Raw genomic sequence first — 19,451 nt, forward strand, 5'->3', positions numbered from 1 at the left:
AGACGTCGAAGAAAACGTCGTCGAAAGCCACATCTCAAAGCTCAGGAAGAAACTGCGCAAAAAGCTCGGTTTCGATCCCGTCGATTCAAAGCGGTTCCTCGGATACTGCATCGACTGGAAGTGACATCACTTCCCCGGGCGGATGATCCGCCCGCTCCGACCGGCCAGGTCGAAAAAAACATCAGAGTTTCAGTTCTGTAAAGCGAAGTTCCGGGTCCCGAGCGGGGGCCGGATCGCATCTGGAATCCGGTCATGATGCGGCTGACCGATCCAAGCTTTTTCAACCCTGTATTTCAGACAGCTTCACGCAAGGAACGATACCTAACGTGAGGCAATCACTAAAGCGAGGATTCGAAATGAGCCTTTTTGGAACCATGAAGACGGCCGTGTCAGGCATGAACGCGCAAGCGAATCGCCTGGGCACCGTCGGCGACAACATCGCGAATTCCAGCACTACGGCATACAAGAAGGCCTCGACGTCCTTTTCATCGCTGGTTCTGCCCTCGACCTCGGGCAACTACAACTCCGGCGGCGTCGAGACCAATGTCTCCTATTCCGTCTCCGAGCAGGGTGCGCTGGAATACACCACCTCCGGCACCGACCTGGCCATCCAGGGCGACGGCTTCTTCATCGTGCAGGACACGGCCGGCAACATCTTCCTGACGCGCGCCGGTTCCTTCACGCTCAATGACGAAGGAAATCTGGTCAACGACGCCGGCTACATCCTTCTCGGCTATTCGGCCAGCAGCGGTTCGCCGACCACGGTCGTCAACTCCTACGATGGCCTGACGCCGATCACGATTTCCGACACGGGTCTGACGGCGGTCGCCACCACCACCGGCTCGCTGACCGGTAACCTCAACTATTCCGCCGACATCGTGGCGGCGGGTTCCTACGCGAGCGACAACAACTCTACCGTCGACGTCGACTCCGACAGCATTCTGAAGACCTCGGTCACCACCTACGATTCCGTCGGCGCCTCGATGACCTATGACTTCTATTATACCAAGACGGCTGCCGGCACCTGGGAAGTCTCGGTGTACAACGCCGCCGATGCGAACACCTCGGGTGGCGGCAGCTTCCCGTACTCGTCGGCGGCAATCACCACCGTCGATATGACATTCGATTCCAACGGCAAGCTGGCCACCGTCGACGGTAGCGCCACCGACTTCACCATCGACGTGAACGGGGTGACCTTCGACATGTCGGGCATGACCCAGCTTTCCGCCAAATCGGCCATCTCCAAGGGTAGCGCCAACGGCAGCCCGGCAGAAGCGATGCTCGGCATCGAAGTCGATTCGGACGGCACGGTCTACGCCACCTACGCCAAGAGCGACCCGAAGGCACTTTACCAGATCGCCCTTGCGACCGTGGAGAGCCCGGATAACCTGACGCTCTATTCCGGCAACGTCTACCGTACCAGCGCCACCTCCGGCGTCGTCACCATCGGCTTTGCCGGAACCTCTGGCTTCGGTGAAATCGTGGCAGGCGCGCTCGAAACCTCGAACGTCGACCTCGCTTCGGAACTGACCGAAATGATCGAGGCCCAGCGCAGCTACACTGCAAACTCCAAGGTATTCCAGACCGGTTCCGACCTGATGGATGTGCTCATCAATCTGGTCCGGTAATCCTTTCGGGAGATCGTGAATGTCACTCGCTTCTGCGTTGAATACAACAAAGTCAATTTTCAGCAATACATCGACTCAGACCTCGGTCGTGTCGACGAATATTTCGAGTGCTACGACAAGCGACTATAATCGACGCACTGCGGTGACCACCACGAATGCCTATTCGGGTGCCACGACGGTCAAGGTGGAACGCACAGAGGACGCAGCACTGCTGAAGCAGGTGCTGCAATCCATCGCCGACGACGGCGGCCAGCAAAGCCTTCTGGCCGGGCTCGAAACACTGAATTCGGTCATGGGCGGCAACGAGTATTCGGCGACACCGTCCGAATCCCTCTCTGCCCTGCGTGAGGCATTGCAGACCTATGCGGCATCGCCGAGCGATTCCACGCTGGCTGCCGCAGCCGTCGCGGCTGCCAACGACGTGGCCACTTCGCTGAACCAGCAGACCGATGCAGTCCAGGAATTGCGCGCCGACACCGACGGCGAGATTGCGACGACAGTCGACAAGCTCAACCAGCTCCTGACCGACTTCGAGAAGGTCAACAACGAGGTCAAGAGGCTGACGGCAAGCGGTGGCGATGCCAACAATGCTCTCGACACCCGCGAAAGCCTGCTTAAGCAGATTTCGCAGATCATCGGCGTCTCGACGACGGTACGCGAGAACAACGACATCGCGATTTACACCACGACCGGCGTGACCCTGTTCGAGACCGTTCCACGGAAGGTCTCGTTCGAAGCGACGACGGCCTACGATGCGAATACGGTCGGTAACGCCGTCTACATCGACGGTGTTGCGCTTCCTGCCGGCCAAGGCAGCAGCACTTCCGCCATGGGCTCTCTCCAGGCACTGGTGCAGTTGCGTGACGAGGTCTATCCCGGCTACCAGAACCAGCTCGATGAAATTGCCCGCAGCACGATGCTGCTATTTTCCGAGACGGACGCAGGTGGTTCGGCAATCGCGGGTCTCTTCACCACTGTCGATTCCTCGGTGGTCGATTTCGAGACCGCGGATATCATCCCCGGCCTGGCGGGTCTGATCACCGTTTCCCCGACCGCCCAGTCGGATCCGAGCTCGCTGCGTGACGGTGACATCGCCGGCATCGACCAGAACACGGAAAGTGCCGCCGGTTTCTCGGATCTGCTCTACAAATATGTCTCTGGCTTCGAGACGCAGATGACGTTCGATGCCGATGCCAACATTTCAACCAAGGCAACGTTGCTGGATTACGCCACCGACTCCGTCGGATGGGTCGAAGAGTATCGCAGCGACGCGACGACGGCAGCCGAAAATACCTCGGCCATGCTGAACAGGTCCGAGGAAGCCTATTCCAATACGACCGGTGTCAATCTCGACGAAGAACTCATCCTGCTGCTCGATATCGAACAGTCCTACAAGGCGGCGTCCAAGCTGCTTTCGACGGTCGATGAGATGCTGGCCAGCCTGATGGAGGCCGCGAGCTAACCATGAAGACGACAAACATCTCCTCGCTGGCCATCAGCAAGGCCATGCAGCTGACCGTCTCCAACTCCATGGCGGAAGTCTCCAAGCTCGAAGTGGAATCGGTAACCGGCACCTATGAGGATGTCGGGATCGAACTCGGCACGCGTACCTCGACGAGCCTCGACTATTCCCGCGAAAGCAGCCGTCTGCAGTCGATCATGGACGCAAACGCGCTGGCCGAGCAGCGTATGGAATCCTCGCAGCTTGCGCTGTCCAACATGTCGGACTCCTCGCAGTCGCTGCTGGACTCCATCATCGCGCTCAGCGGCAACTCCGACTCAAGCAGTCTCCAGGTTGCAGCGGATACCGCGATGGCAACGCTCGAGAACTTTGTCAGCTACTCGAATTCGGCTGTGAACGGCGAGTACCTGTTTTCCGGCATCAGCACGGATGTTCAGACGCTGGACGACAGTTTCATCACCGACGTCACGGCGGATTTCAACACGGCGTTCTCGACCTTCAAGACGGCAAACGGCATCACGTCGAATTCCGATATTACTGAAGCGCAGATGCAGCAGTTTCTCTCGGACTACGAAACGGGCTTCAATTGGTCGTCCTGGACTAACGCATCCGACACCACGATGTCGACGCGCATTAGCACATCGGAAACCGTATCGACATCGACGAGCGCCAACACCAACGGTTTCAAGAGCCTTGTTCTCGCGGCAGTGGTATCGTCGCAGCTCGTGAATTCGGGCCTGAATGCCAGCGCCCTGAGTGTCGTGAATGCGCAGGCCACCAATTACTCCGGTTCCGCGATCACCGGGCTGGACAGCCAGCGCTCCCTGCTCGGTCTTTCGCAGGAGCGCGTGGAAAAGGCCAATACCTACATGGGTGATCAGAAGTCGATCATCGATACCCAGCTTACCGGGTTGATCGGCGTGGATACAGAGGAAGCATCGGTGCGGTTGACGACACTGCTGACACAGATCGAAACCTCTTACACGATTACTTCCAAGATACTGAACCTCAGTCTTGTAAACTATCTCTGACAGCATCGACGTTGATGAGCGACGGAATGTAAAACCATGAAGGAAAAGTAGATGTTCCAGTTTTCATATGCGGAGATCATGGAAGATGATCTTACCCTCGCCAGAGAAAGGGAACGCCAGGTTTTAACTCGGTCGATCGAATATCTCACAGCGGCGAAAGAGGCTGAACGGTACGGCAAGGAAGCAATCGAGGCAATCTACTACACGCGGCGTGTATGGTTGCGTTTCATAGAGGACCTTAAACAGCCAGAGAATGAACTCGGTGTTGAACTAAGAGCTAACCTAATCTCGATAGCAATCTGGATTCTCAAAGAGTGCGAGCAGATACGCAAGCGCAAGTCGCAGAATTACCAGGCCATCATTGACGTGACAACCATCATCCGGGATGGATTAAAATGAAAAGCACTCTCCGCCTCTCTCTGAAATCGGGCGAAAAGATCTTCGTAAACGGTGCCGTCCTGCGGGTTGATCGCAAGGTATCCATTGAATTTCTGAACGATGTCACGTTCCTTCTGGAGAACCATGTTCTTCAGCCCGAGGACACGACGACGCCCCTGCGCCAGCTTTACTTCATTGCGCAGATGATCCTCATCAATCCGGAAGGAAAGGAACAGTCGCTTGCGCTCTTCCGCAAGTCGATCTCGATGCTCCTTTCGTGCTTCCGTAATGAAGAAATCCGCACGGAACTGAAGCGCGTCGACGCTCAGGTTTCGTCGGGCCGCACGTTCGATGCCCTCAAGGCGATCCGCGGGCTCTACCCCGCCGAAGAGGCTATCCTGAACAGCAATGAAATCACCCCGGCAGTTGTCAAGGAACTTAGAAGGGAGATCGCTCCATGGTGACCGCAGTCAGTTCCGCCACGTCTACGACGTCGACTGCGTCGACGACGTCTTCCACCTCAGCAAGCGACGCCGCCTCTGCCTCGCTCGACTACGATAGCTTCCTGCAGCTGCTGATCGCGCAGATGCAAAACCAGGATCCGACCGATCCGATGGACGCGAGCGAGCAGATTTCGCAGCTCGCGACCTTCTCCCAGGTCGAGCAGACGATCAAGACCAACACCAATCTCGAGACCATGATCGGCCAGAGCAACCTGGCCAATGCGGCATCCTATGTCGGCAAAGCTCTCGAAAGTGCCGACGGCAAGACCACCGGCGTAGTTGCCTATGTGTCTGTCACCTCGGACGGCATGGTTGCGACGACGACCGACGGCAAAGAGATCACCATCGAAAATGGTATCATCGTCGGCGAACCGGCCTCTTAATCCGGCCTTAAGAATCGGTTATAAGGAAACATGGAAGATCGGCGGTCTGCGCTGCCGGTCTTTCTTGCTTTACCGGACAAAGAAGTACGTCATGAACGAAGCCGACGCTCTCGACATCCTGCGGAATGCGATCTGGACGGTTCTCATCGCGTCCGGCCCTGCGGTTCTTGCCGCCATGGTGGTCGGTGTCACGATCGCGCTCATCCAGGCACTGACGCAGGTGCAGGAAATGACGCTTACCTTCGTGCCGAAGATCATCGCCGTCATGGTCGCCATTGCGCTCTCCGCTCCCTTTGTCGGGGCACAAATCTCGCTGTTTACCAATCTCGTCTTCTCCCGCGTACAATCGGGCTTCTGAGCGGGAAATATCCCGCGCCTGGGCCGGTCGACAGGACGTAAGTAGTCCCTGGTAGATTTGCTGCACCGAAGGGCAAGTCGCCGGCAGCTGTTATATGTGGTTCACTGCCATACTTGGACGCCTTCTCGCTGAACTCGGCAGCCATCTCCTGTAATCAGTCTGACGCAAGGAAGGGACGCTAGCCTCGCCCAAAATGAGAAAGGGCGTGCCTGTGAACCTCGATTCCTTCAGCAGACAAATCGGCGAAGATTCCAGTGCCGAGGCGCTGCTTCTTGAAATAAGAAACGAAATCATCGCGCTGAAGGAGCGGCAGGAGCTCACCGAGGCGTTTCATCTGGAGTTGGCTAACGCCGTTGGCGGGCTTTTCGGTGAAATCCAGAAGCATGCAACGACGCTCGACAAGGATGTCGTTCCCTTTGTCAGGGATATAGCGCACATCCAGGGTATCCTGACGGAATCGCACAAGAATCTGCTTGGGGTCTGCGAGAAGCATTTCAACTCCCCAGCGCCGGCCGTCGATCCGGCAGTTCGTGGACAGCTTCATGCAATCAAGGCGCTCGGCCAGCTGACCTATCGCAAGCTTGCGCCGGTTGCGGGCAGGATCCGGTGCGTATTTCTCGTGCACTCCGTCGACACCTGGGATGCTCTTGGCGGTATCTGCGAGGCCATGCAGGCGGATGATCGGTTTGAGCCGCTTGTGGTCACGATCAACCGGAACTACCCCGGAGAGCAGGGCTTCGGCGGCGAAGACGCGACCAGCCGTGCCTTGACCAAGGCGGGTGTCAAACACCTCAGGCTGGGCATGCAGGATTCCTTCGAGGGCCTCGCCATCCTCCAGGCGCTGATGCCGGATGTCATTTTCCGGCAGTCTCAGTGGGAACGCGACGTTCCCCCGGCTTTCCGCGTAAGCGAAATGTCATTCGCGAAGATCTGCTTCGTGCCATATGCAAGCTCGATCGTCGCTCACGTGTCCAAGGACACCAGTGCCGGCACCATGGCGCTTGGCTACGACGAACCCTTCCAGCGGGTGGCATGGCGCATCTTCGTCGACGTCAAGCGTAACAAGGATATCGTCGAGAGCTATCAGCACGTCGATCCTTCGCGCGTGATCATTTCCGGCAATCCCAAATACGACACCCTTCTGAAGGCCGTCGGCAGCGACCAGTGGCCGATCGAAAGCAAGGGGGACCGCAAGGCGTTCCGGGTCGTGTGGGCGCCTCACCACTCGCTCGGCAACATGTGGCTCGCCTTCGGCGTCTTCCACAAGATCTACAAGCAGATGCTCTACTGGGCCATGGCGCGCCCCGACATCGAGTTCGTGATGAAGCCGCATCCGGCGCTTTATGGCATTGCAACCAGCGAGGGACACATCAGCAAGTTCGAGCTGGACAATTTCTTCACGCAGTGGTCCGCCCTCGAAAATTGCTCGATCTGCCACGGGCAGTATGCGGAACTCTTCGCATCGTCCGACCTGCTCATCACTGATGGCGTCTCGTTCCTGCTGGAATACCAGCTCTTCAACAAGCCGCTCGTCTTCTTCGATTCCGGCCGTCACGTTCCGCTGAACGATCTTGGCAAGCTCGCAGAAGCCGCGGCCCATGTCGTCACCGATTTTGCGGAGATGCAAGCGGTCGTCGATGAATACCGCAATGGAAAGCCCTGGGAGCGTGAAGAGGAACGGCGCGCACTGCTGGAGGCCATGATACCGGCCGGCAGGTCGCCCACCGAGCGCATTCTCGACGAAATCGCCGACGGCATCATCGAGGGCGCGAGCCTTTCCTGAGATCCAGATTACCCAAATTCCCCAGCAGGACCCGGACATAACTGCATGACGTCTCAAGCTACCCGGCGCGGTTTCATCGCCAAACAATGTGTATGTTGCGGAAGCAGCGACATCGACAGACAGCCGGCGATACTGATGCCTTTCGTCGCCCACCGCGCGCTTGGCTGGGAGCCGGTCGTGATCGACGAGAGCTGGGGTCTCAAGACCGTCAGGCAGGGATCGGCCTATTCGGTCTGCAATTCCCTTTACTGCCGGGACTGCGGCTTCGTGTTTCTCGATATCCGGTTTTCGGACAGCGAGTTGGCTTCGCTCTACCATGCCTATCGGGAAGAGGAATACACGGAGCTTCGGGAGCGCTACGAACCGGGCTACAAGGCACGCAATGACGGCCTGAATGCCGGTATGAACTTCATGGACGAGGTCGAATCCTTTATCGCCCCGCATCTTTCGTTTCCTGCAAAGATATTGGACTGGGGCGGAGACACCGGCAAGAACAGCCCGTTCCGGCACGGTGAGAACCAGATCGACATCTACGAGATCAGCGATAAGGAAACGCTTCCGGGTACGCGACGCGTAAGCGAAGCCGAACTGAAGCAAACACACTACGACCTGATCGTCAGTTCGCATGTACTCGAACACGTACCGTATCCCGGTGACCTTATCGCGGACATGGTGTCCGTGATGAACGAGAAGACCCTTCTCTACATCGAGCTGCCCTACGAGGATATCATGAACGCCGCCGACCATGGCGGTGCATCCCCTTACGGGAAGAAGCGTCATTGGCACGAGCACATCAATTTCTTCTCCAGACGATCCCTGGAGAAACTGCTTGAGGCCAACGGTATCGAGCAGATCGCCTATCGTGAGCTCAACATGAAGGGCGGTGCGAACTGCCAGGCGGTGTTCCAGATCCTTTGCAGGCGCAAGCCGAAAGACGCGGCGCAAGCCTAGTGCAATCCCCGTGGCCTAGGAAAAAGGAAGTGAGCCGTAAGACGATTCGTCCGCGGCTGCCTTCTTGGAAAGCTGCAGGATAAACACCTTATGACCAATGGTTCCTCGATCGATATCAACAGGCAACAGACCGCGTCGGAGTCCGAACGACGCAAGGAGGTCCTGAGGCTTTTCCGAGAGAACCCGCTACCGGAAGACGAACTGCTCAACAATCTCGGTCTCTTCAGCAGCCGGCAGGCGTTGACCCGCATGCTGACGATGAACCAGCTGTATCAGAAGATCCTGAATGTCCACGGCGTCGTCCTTGAGTTCGGTGTCCGCTGGGGCCAGAACATGGCCATGTTCGAAGCCTTCCGTGGCATGTACGAGCCCTATAATTTCAATCGCAAGATCGTGGGCTTCGATACTTTCTCAGGCTTCCCCCATGTCAGCTCGGAAGATGGCGAAGCGCCTTCGGTAAAGGTTGGCGGTTACACGGTTACCGAGAACTACGAGGATTATCTGGGGAAGCTTCTGGCACTGCATGAAGCCAACAGCCCGATCTCCCATATCCGCAAGCACACTCTCATGAAGGGCGACGCCCTTGTGACGCTGCCCGCTTATCTGGAAGAGCACCCCGAAACGATGGTGGCCTTCGCCTATTTCGATTTCGACCTGTACGAGCCGACCAAGAAGTGCCTGGAACTGATCAAGGACAGGGTCACCCGCGGTACGGTGCTGGCCTTCGATGAACTTTGCCACCCACAGTTTCCCGGCGAGACACTCGCGGTGAAAGAGGTGCTTGGACTGAGCTCCTACCGGATCCAGCGTTTCAGGGAGGATCCCCTGGTTTCCTATCTCGTGGTGGAGTGATGAGCGCCTTGCCTGAACTTCAAGTGAAATCGTTCTGAACGAAGGATAGCGGTAAGCAATATGCAGGTCGTTCTATTGGCAGGTGGTCTCGGCACACGCATATCCGAGGAATCGGTCTTGCGGCCGAAGCCCATGATCGAGATCGGCGGCAAGCCGGTGCTGTGGCACATCATGAAGACATATTCGGCCCACGGCCTGAACGACTTCATCATCTGCTGCGGCTACAAGGGATATATGATCAAGGAGTATTTCAACAATTACTTCATTCATATGTCCGACATCACGATCGACATACAGCAGAACGCCGTCGAGGTTCACTCCAAGAAGGGCGAACCTTGGCGCATCACGCTCGTCGATACGGGCGAGAGCACGGCAACAGGGGGACGCCTGAAGCGCGTTGCCGATTATCTCCACGATGATGATTTCTGCATGACCTACGGCGATGGCGTCGGCAACATCGACATCACCGGTCTCCTGGAGTTTCATCGTTCCCATGGAAAAGAGGCAACGCTGACCGCCGTGCAGCCGCCCGCTCGCTTTGGTGCACTCCAGATTTCCGGAAACATGGTCTCGTCTTTCGTCGAAAAACCTTCTGGCGATGGCGGCTGGATCAATGGCGGCTATTTCGTTCTGTCGCGCAATGTTCTGGACCGGATCGCGGGTGATGAAACGTTGTGGGAGCGGGAGCCTCTGGAAGGACTTGCCAGCGACGGCGAACTGGGGGCGTTTTTCCACAGGGGCTTCTGGCAGCCGATGGATACCCTGCGTGACAAGAATTATCTTGAGGAACTCTGGGCACAAAAGAAAGCCCCCTGGAAAGGGTGGGACTGATGACCCCCGAGTTCTGGAAGGGCAAACGGGTTTTTCTGACCGGCCATACGGGGTTCAAGGGGTCCTGGCTTTCGATCTGGCTGCAGGAACTCGGGGCGAGCGTCACAGGGTTTGCGCTTGATGCTCCTGATGACCCGAACACGCTTTTCAGGATTGCCGAAGTTGGCCGCGGTATGACCTCAGTGATCGGCGACATTCGCGATCCGCAGGCCTTGACCGCCGCAATGAAGGCCGCGCAACCGGAGATCGTCATCCACATGGCGGCCCAGCCGCTCGTGCGTCGCTCCTATCGGGAGCCTGTCGAGACTTACGCCACCAATGTGATGGGGCTCGTCCATCTTCTGGACGCCGCGCGTTGCATCGACAGCATCCGGGCCATCGTCAACGTCACTTCGGACAAGGCCTACGATAATCAGGGCAGCCTTTGGGGTTACAGGGAAATCGACCCCATGGGCGGTCATGACCCTTATTCGTCGAGCAAGGGCTGCGCCGAACTTGTAACCGCGGCCTACCGCTCCTCCTATTTCAATGAGGGGGGCAGGATTGCGCTCGCCAGTGCACGGGCCGGCAATGTGATCGGCGGCGGCGACTGGGCGGAAGACCGGCTGGTGCCGGATATCTTTCGCGCGATTGCCGGTGGCGAGGCGGTTTGTGTTCGCAACCCGGATGCCACGCGTCCCTGGCAGCACGTGCTGGAGCCTCTCTCCGGCTATCTGGCAGTCGCGGAGCGCCTTTATTCCGATGGCGCCGAATTCGCCGAGGGCTGGAATTTCGGCCCTTCGGATACCGATGCAAAGCCGGTTCGATGGATCGTTGATCGCATCACCCGCATGTGGGGAAGCGGCGCGCGATGGACGCTCGACGCGGTCCAGGGACCCCATGAAGCGCATTACCTGAAGCTGGACAGTTCCAAGGCGCGGCAACGACTGGGCTGGGCACCTGCATGGGCGCTTGAGACGGCGCTGCAGCACACGACAGACTGGTACAGGGCAAGCGCCGAAGGCGGGAATAGCATGCGCGATCTGACGATCCGCCAGATTGCCATTCACCGTGCGGACACTGGCCGACAGCTGGGAACGGAAGAACAGACAACGGCGCCTGCGGAAAAAGCTCCGCGGGTAGCGGCCGTAAGAACATGAGCAAAGGAGCATACATGGTCAGTCAGCGCGACAAGGATCTCTTTGAGAACCTGTTTGTCCTCGAGCTTGCCAACAATCACTGGGGCAGCGTCGAACGCGGGCTCAAGATCATTCGGGATCACGCCACGATTGTTCGCTACAATAACGTCAAGGCCGCGATCAAGCTGCAGTTTCGCGATGTCGACGAGTTCGTGCACCCGAGCTTCAAGGGTAGCGAAGAAATCCGCTACATCAAGAAGACCGAACAGACCAAGCTGACCAAGGCCGAGTTTGCCCGCATGGTCGACGAGATCAGGACGCTGGGGTGCATACCCATGTCCACGCCGTTTGACGAAGCATCGGTGGACCTTTGCGTCGAGTTCGATATGCCGATCATCAAGATCGCATCGTCCGACATGAACGATTGGCTGCTGATCGAGAAGATCGTCAGCACGCGTCGGCCCGTGATCGTATCGAGTGGCGGCGCGTCCGAGCGGGATCTGGACGACCTTGTTCACTTTTTCGAAAAGCGGGATGTCCCGCTCGCAATCAACCATTGCGTTTCGCTCTATCCGTCCGAGGATTCCGATCTCAACCTCGACCAGATCAACTATCTCAAGAACCGGTATCCGAACCATATCATCGGGTTCTCCACCCATGAGTACAATGACTGGTCGTCTTCCATGCTCATGTCCTACGCAAAGGGCGTGCGGACCTGGGAACGGCATATCGATATCGAATACGAAGGCGTTCCGGTCTCGTCCTACTGCTCGTTGCCGCATCAATGCGACACCTGGTTCAAGGCGCTGAAGAAAGCGCAGGAAATGTGCGGTGGCTACAGCGACCGCCGCCGCGTCATTTCCCGCAAGGAGATCGAGTATCTCGATGCTCTGGTTCGCGGCGTCTACGCCCGCCGGGATCTGGCTCCGGGCTACGTGGTCACCAAGGAATCCTTCGAGCGGGACTTCTATATGGCCATCCCGTTGCGGAAGGGACAGCTGTCCGTTCGCGAAGTGATCAGCGGTGAAAAGCTCATCGAGCCAATCGAAGCCGACAAGCCGCTGACCATCGATCATATCGGCGGTCCTTACCATGAAAACGAGTCCCTGCGTTCGCTGATCACCAACCGGGGTCTCTGAAATGCTGCCGGATAGCTTCAAGGCCGAGATCCTGGGTGCCGACGAGGCGTCCGGGAACATAGATCTGGGCCGACCGGTCTGGGTGTACGGTACCGGCGGTTTTGGAACCGCCGTCGCGCGCGCCCTGCAGGCGAAAGGTGCGACGGTCTCCGGTTTCGTCGAAACCCGTCCGGGCAAGGAGAGTTGGCTCTCCCTGCCTGTCAGGGCTGCCGGCGAGGTAAAGTTCGGGCCGGACGACCAACTCGTGGTCGGCATATTCAACCGCGAAGCGCCCTATCTCGATATCGCCGTTGTCCTGCGGGAGACCGGTATCGGTTCGGTCCACTGGCCGGTCGATTATTACGGGCAACTCGCCGGTCTGCTCGGCAGCCGGTACTGGCTTTCGTCCGCATCGGTATTCCGGGACGATATCGAGAGCATTGGCGCTGCCTATGCCTTGCTCGATGACGAGACCAGCCGCGAGACCTTCCAGCGGATCATTCGTTTCCGCATGGGACGGGACCTCGATTATTCGCAGGTCCGGCATGAGGAAGAGCAGTATTTCTCGCACCTGACGCTGCCGTATCTCGGCAAGGAGAGCCTTCGCTATGTCGATGGCGGCGCTTATGACGGCGATTCCTTCAGGGCACTGTGCAGTCATGTCGAGCCGACGGAAGCCTATCTGTTCGAGCCGGATCCGGATAATTATGCGCGCCTCGTGACCAAGGTTGCCGGCGGCTCCGCAAACGTACGGTGCCTGCCTCTGGCGCTTTCCGATGGCTATCGGATCCTCTCTTGGTCGGACGATGGTGAAGGCAGCGCGATCAGCGAAAATGGTACCAACCGCGTCGCCACGGCGAAGCTGGACGATCTCTTCACCAACACCACCATCGACCTTCTCAAGCTGGATATCGAGGGTGGCGAGATCGACGCGCTGAAGGGTGCCGAACGGATCATCAAGGACGGACGGCCGGTGATCTGCCTGTCCCTGTATCACAAGCCCGACGATCTCTGGCGCATTCCCTTGCTGCTGGCCTCCATGGTGGACGACTACGCCTTCCATATCCGCCAGCACATGTTCAACAGCTTCGACTCGGTTCTCTACGCAGTCCCGAAATCGCGATGAGCGGCCGCCAAGCTGGCGGCCTTCTTTTCTGAGTAACTGGCAAAAACGTTTAGAGCGCCCTTTGTACGTCCGGTCGGACATGCAAAGGGCGCTCTAATTATTTGAGCCTGGGGATCGTCCCTTACGAGAAACGATCCCGCTTTCTATCCGGCGCGTCGGGGTTTCTCACCCGTAGACGCGGCCGGCTTCCATAGCGGCTTCGCTTGCGGGAGCCGAGCGAATGCCGAATGCATATTCCAGCTCGGTCGCAACATAGTCGAGCTGTTCTTCGCCAAGGGCTGGATAGATCCCGAGCCAGAACGTATCCGTCATGATCGTGTCTGTCCGGCTGAGGTCCCCCGATACCCGGTAGTTCCGACCCTTCATGTAGGGCTGGCGGGTGAGGTTGCCGGCGAACAGCAGGCGCGTTCCGATCTTGCGGCTGTCGAGATACTTCAGGAGGTCCACTCGCGAGATTGGCGAGGACGGCTTGAGCGTTACCGGGAAGCCGAACCAGGATGGATCGGAGTTGGGGGTCGCCTCTGGCAGGATCAGGAATTCTTCGCAAGCTGCGAGACGCTTGTGCAGGAAGGCGAAGTTCTCGCGGCGCTTCGCCACGAACTCGTCGGCACGGTCCATCTGGCCCAGCCCGCAAGCGGCCTGCATGTCGGTAATCTTCAGATTATATCCGAGATGCGAATACGTGTACTTGTGGTCGTAGCCGTGCGGAAGCTCGCCCAGTTTCCAGTTGAAGCGCTTGAAGCAGGTATTGTCCTGTCCAGGCGGGCAGAAGCAGTCGCGACCCCAGTCGCGGAAGGATTCCGCAATCACGCCCAGCCGCTTGTGGCGCGTGAAGACCGCGCCGCCTTCACCCATGGTGATATGATGCGCAGGGTAGAAGCTGAGCGTGCCGATGTCTCCGAAGGTGCCGACCATCCGGCCGTCATAGGTCGAGCCGAGTGCGTCGCAGCAGTCTTCGACAAGCCAGAGATTGTACTTCTCGCAAAGCGCCTGCACCACGGCGAGATTGAACGGGTTACCGAGCGTGTGGGCGAGCATGATCGCCTTGGTCTTCGGAGTGATGGCCTGTTCGATCAGCTGCGGATCGATATTGTACGTGGGGATGTCGACGTCCACGAAGACCGGAACCGCGCCGAACTGCAGGATCGGATTGACCGTCGTCGGGAAGCCGGCGGCGACACCGATCACCTCGTCTCCCGGCTTGATGGCCCGCTCGCCAAGCTTCGGCGAGGTCAGGGCGCTGAAGGCAACGAGATTGGCGGAAGAGCCGGAATTCACCGTCATCAGGTATTTGACGCCGATATAGGCGGAAAGACGCTTCTCGAATTCGGTATTGAAACGGCCCGTGGTCAGCCAGGCGTCCAGCGCCGCTTCGACCATGAGGGAACGCTCCCGCCCATCGATGACCTTGCCGGACGGCGGAACTGTCGTCTGCCCCTTCTCGAAGGGACGCGGCACCGAAACGAGTTCGTTGTATTGCGCCACCAGTTCGAGGATCTTGCTTCGGAGTTCTGCTTCGGACATCGGGATGGTTCCTAGAACAATTTCAGGAAAATTGAGAGTTCTTGTTCCGTCCGACCTTGCTGCGAAACAAAGAGACACGGCATTCTTGGACTCTGTGGCGATACTTTATGCCTGAACGTCCAGCTCTTCGGAGAGCATGTTTTCCATCAGCTCCTCGCGGGAAAGGAATGGCGCCATGTCCTCAAGGCTCGGCGAGACGATCGTGCCATCGGGCAGCTGCCGGGAGCTGAGCTTCGGCGCAAACGGCTGGTTTCCGTCCAACATAACCTCGCAGACGACCGGTCCCTCAATGGCCAGAGCCTGCTTCAGCCCGTCGTCCAGTTCCGAGGTCTCGTGCACGCGGACATAGTCGAAGCCGAATGCCTTCATCAGCTTCTCGAAATCCGGGAATGTCACACCGCTACGGGGACCGGCGCCGACTTCCTCGCCGTTGAAGAAGTTTCGCTGCGTCTGGAAGATCGAGACATAGCCGGCATTGTTGAGCAGGAAGATCTTGATCGGCAAGCGGTTGCTGACGATGGTCTGCAATTCCTGCAGGTTCATCATGATGGAGCCGTCGCCGGCAAGGCAGATCACATTGCCGTTGTCCCGCGCCTTGGATGCGCCGATGGCGGCGGGCAAGTCGTAGCCCATCGTTGCGCTGCCGGAGTTTGACCAGAGGCGTTGCCCCTTCTTCAATCGGCCAGCCTGGAAGCTGGTGATGCATGCTGTTGCATTGGCGGTGACGACGAGAGCATCGTCGGGGAGATGGGCGAAAAGCCGATCCATGAAGCAGTAAGGATTGACCTCCTTGCTGTTCCAGTATTCTGGCTGCACAACGGGATAACGGGCGCGCCTTTCCTTGGCCCAGGAAAGCCAGGAATCGTGCGTGGCAGCTGGCCTGTGATAAGGCAGACGCAGGAGGACGGGCAGGAGATCGGCGAGGTCTGCGACCACCGGCATATCTGCGGAAACGTTGGGCCGCTCCATTTCCAGGGGATCGATATCCACCCAGATCTTGAAGGCCTTCGGAGCGAATGACTTCCAGTTGTAGCTGATCTGGCGAATGTTGAGGCGTGTGCCGAGAACGAGCAGGCAATCGGCGTTCTGGGCGACGAAATTGCCGGCGCGGTCGCCAATGGTGCCGGGACGTCCGCAGTCGAGCGGATGGCCGTCCCAGACGAGATCATGCGCGCTGAAACCGGTGACGACAGGTATCTGCAGCTTTTCGGCCAGCTTGAGGAAGGTTTCGGCCTGACCACTCAACCGCAGGCCGTTGCCGGCATAGATCACCGGGCGGCGCGCCGAGGCAAGACGCTTCAGGATCGCTTCGCCCGCCTTGTCGAGCGCCGTCTTCTTCCAGGGTTCCTCGATTTCGTCGGGCTGGAACCCTTCAAGCTCGGTGGGCTCGATCAGCGCGCCCTGAACGTCGATCGGAATATCGAGCCAGGTCGGGCCGGGCCGTCCGGACGTTGCCAGATAGAGAGCCTTCTCGAGGTGATAGCGGATCGAGGTGGGATCCGTGACCATGTGGACGTATTTGGTGACGGGGCGGACGAGATGTTCGATGTCGACCTCCTGGTCCCCGTACTGACGAAGGCCGAGGCCGGTGGAGCGGATAGTGGTCTCTCTCTTCACCTGGCCCGACAGAACCAGCATACCCACTGAATCGGTGTAGGCGCCGTAGACGCCGGTGATCGCATTGGTGGAGCCCGGACCGGTGGTCACATTGACCACGGCGAGCTTGTTGTTCACCCGGTAATAACCCTCCGCCGCCATGGCGCAGGCCTGCTCATGGTGATTGAAGACGCATTCAATCTGGGGGTGCGAGCCGAGCGAGTGATTGAGGTGCATGGCGCCGCCGCCGGTGACCATGAAGACATGGCTGATGCCGCGTCCTGCAAGATATTCGGCTACCCAGTCAGATACTTTCATTTTAGGCATGGTGCCATCCGTTCCATAAGGCAGTTCGGCGGATCGCCTCTTCCAGAGGCACCGTCGCATGAAGATCGAGTTCGGTTCGTACAAGCGTCGTGTCGGGCACATAGCGTCCGGCGTTCCAGCCGGTATCGTTGGCCCCGAGAACGGTCGTCTCGCCGGTCCCTATCGTCCGGGACACGCAAGTGGCGAGTTCGGCAATCGAGATGTCTTCGTCGGAGCCGACATTATAGGCTCTGCCCTTGGCGCCATGGACGAGAATATGCCAGAGCCAGACAGCAAGGTCGCCCGCGTAGAGATAGGACCGGCGTGGCCGGCCGTTCCCTTTCACCACGATGCCTTGTCCGTTCATCGCATCGAGAATGAAGTTGCCGGCCGCGAAATGCGTATCGAGCGGCATGTAGGGCCCGAGAAGGGTGAAGATACGCGCGGTCACGATGTCGAGATCGTGCTTGCGACCGTAGATGGCTGACAGCATCTCGGCAGCCCGCTTGCCTTCGGCATAGGCGTTGCGCGGGTTGGTGCAATCGAGCGAGCCGAGAAAGGTCTCTACCGCATGGTGCATTTCGGGAGGCTGCTGGCCATAGACCGCCCCGGAACTGAGAAGCAGGAACCGTTTCGGCCTTTTCTCTGCCGCAAGGTCGAGGGCGCGCCGTGTGCCGGCAACGATGACGTCGAACATTCGGTCTGGTTCGAATTCGTTGAGATGGGCACTCGCATCCGTGGCCGCGTGGATAACGTGCGTGTAGCCTTCCTTCGGAAAGGCGAAGTCGATGATGTCGCCCTCGATGAACTCGAAGGAGGGATGGTCGACGAGGTGGGGGGCCTTCTGCGAGAAGCGGCCAGCATCGCGTGTCAGGATGGAGACCTTGATATCGAGGTCGAGTGCGAGATCGGCGTGCCTCAGGGTCTCCAGCAGCCAGCAGCCGATGAAACCTGTGCCGCCGGTCAGGAAGATGCGCGCGCCGCGCAATTCCGCCCAGACGGATGCCGACCTTTGAAACACGTCTTCCAGGTCATCGGCCAGGGACCAGGTTTTGTTCATGACTGCCATGCCCAAGCTCATAAAGCCCGCCTTGGATGAGGAACTCGCAGACCGCCGGCGATTCCGACTTGTGCCGTTCGATGTGTCCAGCGGGGTTCAATGGCCAAATCATCTGCGATGCAGCGACATGATCCCCACTCTCGAACATCCGGATTTCTAGAGCGATAACCTTGCCCTAAGCTGTCCTGTGGCCTGCCGCCTGAGCAGACCGGCATCCCCACGAAACCCGCCTTATGGTTCGACGCAGAAGGCCGGCATGGCCTTGCCGCCCTCGCTCACGCTTGCCAGATAGGTGGAAGCCGTGTCGAGCGCTTCCCGGATCGTGACATCCATGTCGAGGTAACGATAGGTGCCAAGACGACCGACAAAGGTGACGCCGGTTTCTTGCCGGGCACGCTCGACATACTGCGCAATCAGCGCCTTCTCGTCCGAAAGCCGGATCGGATAATAGGGGATGTCGTCAGGCCCGCAAGCGCGCGAATATTCCCGGTAGCAGATGCTCTTCTCGTGCTTTTCCCAAGGCGAGAAATGCTTGTGTTCGGTGATGCGGGTATAGGGAACGTCGATATCGCCGTAGTTCATCACGGCGCAGCCCTGATAGTCGCCATCGTAGCGGAATGGCTCGAAATCGAGCGTACGATAGCCGAGGCGGCCATATTCATAGCTGAAGTAGCTGTCGATCGGTCCGGAATAGAAGACGTGATCGAAGCTCTCGGCTTCCGCCCGGTCAAAGCGCCGGCCGAGGTTCACCTCGATCCGCTCGTGATCGAGGATCTTGCCGATCATGGCCGTGTAGCCGTTCTCCGGCATGCCCTGGAAACGATGGAAGAAGTAGTTGTCGTCGTAGTTGAAGCGCACCGGCAGGCGCTTCAGGATGCTGGCCGGAAGCTCGTCCGGCTGGCAGCCCCATTGCTTGACCGTGTATCCCTTGAGGAAGGCTTCGTAGAGGTCGCGCCCGACGAATTTGAGCGCCTGCTCCTCGAAGGTCTTCGGCTCGCCGATGGTTTCGTCCGCAAGCGACTGGATGAAGGCCTTCGCCTCGTCCGGGCGCAGCGTCTTTCCGAAGAACTGGTTGATGGTGTGCAGGTTGATTGGCAGCAGGTAGACGTGGCCGCCGCTCGTCGTCTTCACCCTGTTCACATAGGGCATGAAGCGTTCGAAGCTGTTGACGTAGTGCCAGACTTCCTCGTCGTCGGTATGGAAGATGTGCGGGCCATAGACATGAACCATGACGCCGGTCTCGGCATCGCGGTCGGTATGGCAGTTGCCGGCGATGTGGTCTCGCTGATCGATGATCGTCACGGCATGGCCTGCTTCCGCCAGCCGGCGGCCGATCACCGCCCCCGAAAGGCCGGCCCCCACGACCAATATCCGTTTCGTCATGTCCTTCTCCCGTCTCCGTCTGTCAGTTCCCTCCGGGACGGCAGGCGCTGTCCCTCGACA

19 protein-coding genes are annotated in these 19,451 nt (G+C 58.6%); 15 read left to right on the top strand and 4 right to left on the bottom strand.

Features of this window, described 5'->3' with window-relative positions; genetic code table 11:
* From NBH21_RS25700 to NBH21_RS25770, 15 genes are all read left to right on the top strand, one after another.
* Positions 1–124, top strand: a 124-nt coding sequence (locus NBH21_RS25700) for a winged helix-turn-helix domain-containing protein (protein WP_342452042.1), incomplete at its 5' end; no start/stop codon positions are given.
* Between the two features lie 232 nt (positions 125–356).
* Positions 357–1,628, top strand: coding sequence for a flagellar hook protein FlgE (locus NBH21_RS25705; RefSeq protein ID WP_250913831.1), 1,272 nt, complete (start codon positions 357–359; stop codon positions 1,626–1,628).
* A 19-nt stretch (positions 1,629–1,647) separates the two neighbouring features.
* Entirely contained in the window at positions 1,648–3,090 is a 1,443-nt protein-coding gene (gene flgK, locus NBH21_RS25710; protein ID WP_250913830.1) for a flagellar hook-associated protein FlgK, read from the top strand.
* A 2-nt stretch (positions 3,091–3,092) separates the two neighbouring features.
* Positions 3,093–4,121 carry a flagellar hook-associated family protein gene (locus tag NBH21_RS25715; RefSeq protein WP_250913829.1) on the top strand — a complete coding sequence of 343 codons (1,029 nt, stop codon included), beginning with the start codon at positions 3,093–3,095 and terminating at the stop codon, positions 4,119–4,121.
* Between the two features lie 51 nt (positions 4,122–4,172).
* Entirely contained in the window at positions 4,173–4,520 is a 348-nt protein-coding gene (gene flaF / locus NBH21_RS25720) for a flagellar biosynthesis regulator FlaF (RefSeq protein WP_250913828.1), read from the top strand.
* Complete coding sequence (flbT, locus tag NBH21_RS25725) at positions 4,517–4,963, top strand: flagellar biosynthesis repressor FlbT (protein WP_250913827.1); 447 nt, start codon at positions 4,517–4,519, stop codon at positions 4,961–4,963. Before flaF ends, flbT begins: the two co-directional genes overlap by 4 nt.
* Complete coding sequence (flgD, locus tag NBH21_RS25730) at positions 4,957–5,385, top strand: flagellar hook assembly protein FlgD (RefSeq protein WP_250913826.1); 429 nt, start codon at positions 4,957–4,959, stop codon at positions 5,383–5,385. Before flbT ends, flgD begins: the two co-directional genes overlap by 7 nt.
* Positions 5,386–5,476: 91 nt before the next feature.
* Positions 5,477–5,743, top strand: a complete 267-nt coding sequence (gene fliQ, locus NBH21_RS25735) for a flagellar biosynthesis protein FliQ (RefSeq protein WP_099056668.1) — start codon at positions 5,477–5,479, stop codon at positions 5,741–5,743.
* Between the two features lie 205 nt (positions 5,744–5,948).
* Positions 5,949–7,526 (top strand): CDP-glycerol glycerophosphotransferase family protein, encoded by a 1,578-nt coding sequence (locus NBH21_RS26210; RefSeq protein ID WP_250913825.1) that lies wholly within the window; start codon positions 5,949–5,951, stop codon positions 7,524–7,526.
* Positions 7,527–7,661: 135 nt separating this feature from the next.
* Entirely contained in the window at positions 7,662–8,477 is an 816-nt protein-coding gene (locus NBH21_RS25745; RefSeq protein ID WP_250913824.1) for a class I SAM-dependent methyltransferase, read from the top strand.
* Positions 8,478–8,567: 90 nt separating this feature from the next.
* Positions 8,568–9,329 (top strand): TylF/MycF family methyltransferase, encoded by a 762-nt coding sequence (locus NBH21_RS25750; protein WP_250913823.1) that lies wholly within the window; start codon positions 8,568–8,570, stop codon positions 9,327–9,329.
* Positions 9,330–9,389: 60 nt separating this feature from the next.
* The gene (gene rfbF / locus NBH21_RS25755) at positions 9,390–10,160 is read left to right on the top strand and encodes a glucose-1-phosphate cytidylyltransferase (RefSeq protein WP_250913822.1); all 771 of its coding nucleotides are present in this window, start codon (positions 9,390–9,392) and stop codon (positions 10,158–10,160) included.
* Entirely contained in the window at positions 10,160–11,299 is a 1,140-nt protein-coding gene (gene rfbG / locus NBH21_RS25760; protein WP_280924926.1) for a CDP-glucose 4,6-dehydratase, read from the top strand. The genes rfbF and rfbG overlap by 1 nt, the downstream gene beginning before the upstream one ends.
* Before the next feature lie 14 nt (positions 11,300–11,313).
* Entirely contained in the window at positions 11,314–12,417 is a 1,104-nt protein-coding gene (locus NBH21_RS25765) for an N-acetylneuraminate synthase family protein (RefSeq protein ID WP_163903435.1), read from the top strand.
* Position 12,418: 1 nt separating this feature from the next.
* Positions 12,419–13,522: an FkbM family methyltransferase gene (locus NBH21_RS25770; protein ID WP_250913820.1), complete on the top strand. Its 1,104-nt coding sequence runs from the start codon at positions 12,419–12,421 to the stop codon at positions 13,520–13,522.
* 165 nt (positions 13,523–13,687) lie between these two features.
* On the opposite strand, the gene rfbH is transcribed toward NBH21_RS25770, so the two are convergent.
* The 4 genes from rfbH to glf all read right to left on the bottom strand — a co-directional run bounded on the left by rfbH (position 13,688) and on the right by glf (position 19,391).
* A complete protein-coding gene (gene rfbH, locus NBH21_RS25775) occupies positions 13,688–15,046 on the bottom strand; it encodes a lipopolysaccharide biosynthesis protein RfbH (protein ID WP_250913819.1) in 1,359 nt (452 codons plus the stop codon).
* A 105-nt stretch (positions 15,047–15,151) separates the two neighbouring features.
* Positions 15,152–16,969: a thiamine pyrophosphate-binding protein gene (locus tag NBH21_RS25780; RefSeq protein ID WP_250913818.1), complete on the bottom strand. Its 1,818-nt coding sequence runs from the start codon at positions 16,967–16,969 to the stop codon at positions 15,152–15,154.
* Positions 16,962–18,017 (bottom strand): NAD-dependent epimerase/dehydratase family protein, encoded by a 1,056-nt coding sequence (locus NBH21_RS25785; protein ID WP_250913817.1) that lies wholly within the window; start codon positions 18,015–18,017, stop codon positions 16,962–16,964. Before NBH21_RS25785 ends, NBH21_RS25780 begins: the two co-directional genes overlap by 8 nt.
* A 222-nt stretch (positions 18,018–18,239) precedes the next feature.
* The gene (gene glf / locus NBH21_RS25790; RefSeq protein WP_250913816.1) at positions 18,240–19,391 is read right to left on the bottom strand and encodes a UDP-galactopyranose mutase; all 1,152 of its coding nucleotides are present in this window, start codon (positions 19,389–19,391) and stop codon (positions 18,240–18,242) included.
* Between the last annotated feature and the right edge of the window lie 60 nt (positions 19,392–19,451).

Source organism: Ciceribacter sichuanensis, assembly GCF_024055605.1.
GTDB classification, from domain to species: Bacteria; Pseudomonadota; Alphaproteobacteria; order Rhizobiales; family Rhizobiaceae; genus Allorhizobium; species Allorhizobium sichuanense.

Excerpts from the sequence above, each read along its gene's own strand:
- NBH21_RS25705 (WP_250913831.1), top strand. The coding sequence starts at position 357 with ATGAGCCTTTTTGGAACCATGAAGACGGCCGTGTCAGGCATGAACGCG.
- flgK (WP_250913830.1), top strand. The coding sequence starts at position 1,648 with ATGTCACTCGCTTCTGCGTTGAATACAACAAAGTCAATTTTCAGCAAT.
- NBH21_RS25715 (WP_250913829.1), top strand. The coding sequence starts at position 3,093 with ATGAAGACGACAAACATCTCCTCGCTGGCCATCAGCAAGGCCATGCAG.
- flaF (WP_250913828.1), top strand. The coding sequence starts at position 4,173 with ATGTTCCAGTTTTCATATGCGGAGATCATGGAAGATGATCTTACCCTC.
- flbT (WP_250913827.1), top strand. The coding sequence starts at position 4,517 with ATGAAAAGCACTCTCCGCCTCTCTCTGAAATCGGGCGAAAAGATCTTC.
- flgD (WP_250913826.1), top strand. The coding sequence starts at position 4,957 with ATGGTGACCGCAGTCAGTTCCGCCACGTCTACGACGTCGACTGCGTCG.
- fliQ (WP_099056668.1), top strand. The coding sequence starts at position 5,477 with ATGAACGAAGCCGACGCTCTCGACATCCTGCGGAATGCGATCTGGACG.
- NBH21_RS25745 (WP_250913824.1), top strand. The coding sequence starts at position 7,662 with ATGCCTTTCGTCGCCCACCGCGCGCTTGGCTGGGAGCCGGTCGTGATC.
- NBH21_RS25750 (WP_250913823.1), top strand. The coding sequence starts at position 8,568 with ATGACCAATGGTTCCTCGATCGATATCAACAGGCAACAGACCGCGTCG.
- rfbF (WP_250913822.1), top strand. The coding sequence starts at position 9,390 with ATGCAGGTCGTTCTATTGGCAGGTGGTCTCGGCACACGCATATCCGAG.
- rfbG (WP_280924926.1), top strand. The coding sequence starts at position 10,160 with ATGACCCCCGAGTTCTGGAAGGGCAAACGGGTTTTTCTGACCGGCCAT.
- NBH21_RS25765 (WP_163903435.1), top strand. The coding sequence starts at position 11,314 with ATGGTCAGTCAGCGCGACAAGGATCTCTTTGAGAACCTGTTTGTCCTC.
- NBH21_RS25770 (WP_250913820.1), top strand. The coding sequence starts at position 12,419 with ATGCTGCCGGATAGCTTCAAGGCCGAGATCCTGGGTGCCGACGAGGCG.
- rfbH (WP_250913819.1), bottom strand. The coding sequence starts at position 15,046 with ATGTCCGAAGCAGAACTCCGAAGCAAGATCCTCGAACTGGTGGCGCAA.
- NBH21_RS25780 (WP_250913818.1), bottom strand. The coding sequence starts at position 16,969 with ATGCCTAAAATGAAAGTATCTGACTGGGTAGCCGAATATCTTGCAGGA.
- NBH21_RS25785 (WP_250913817.1), bottom strand. The coding sequence starts at position 18,017 with ATGGCAGTCATGAACAAAACCTGGTCCCTGGCCGATGACCTGGAAGAC.
- glf (WP_250913816.1), bottom strand. The coding sequence starts at position 19,391 with ATGACGAAACGGATATTGGTCGTGGGGGCCGGCCTTTCGGGGGCGGTG.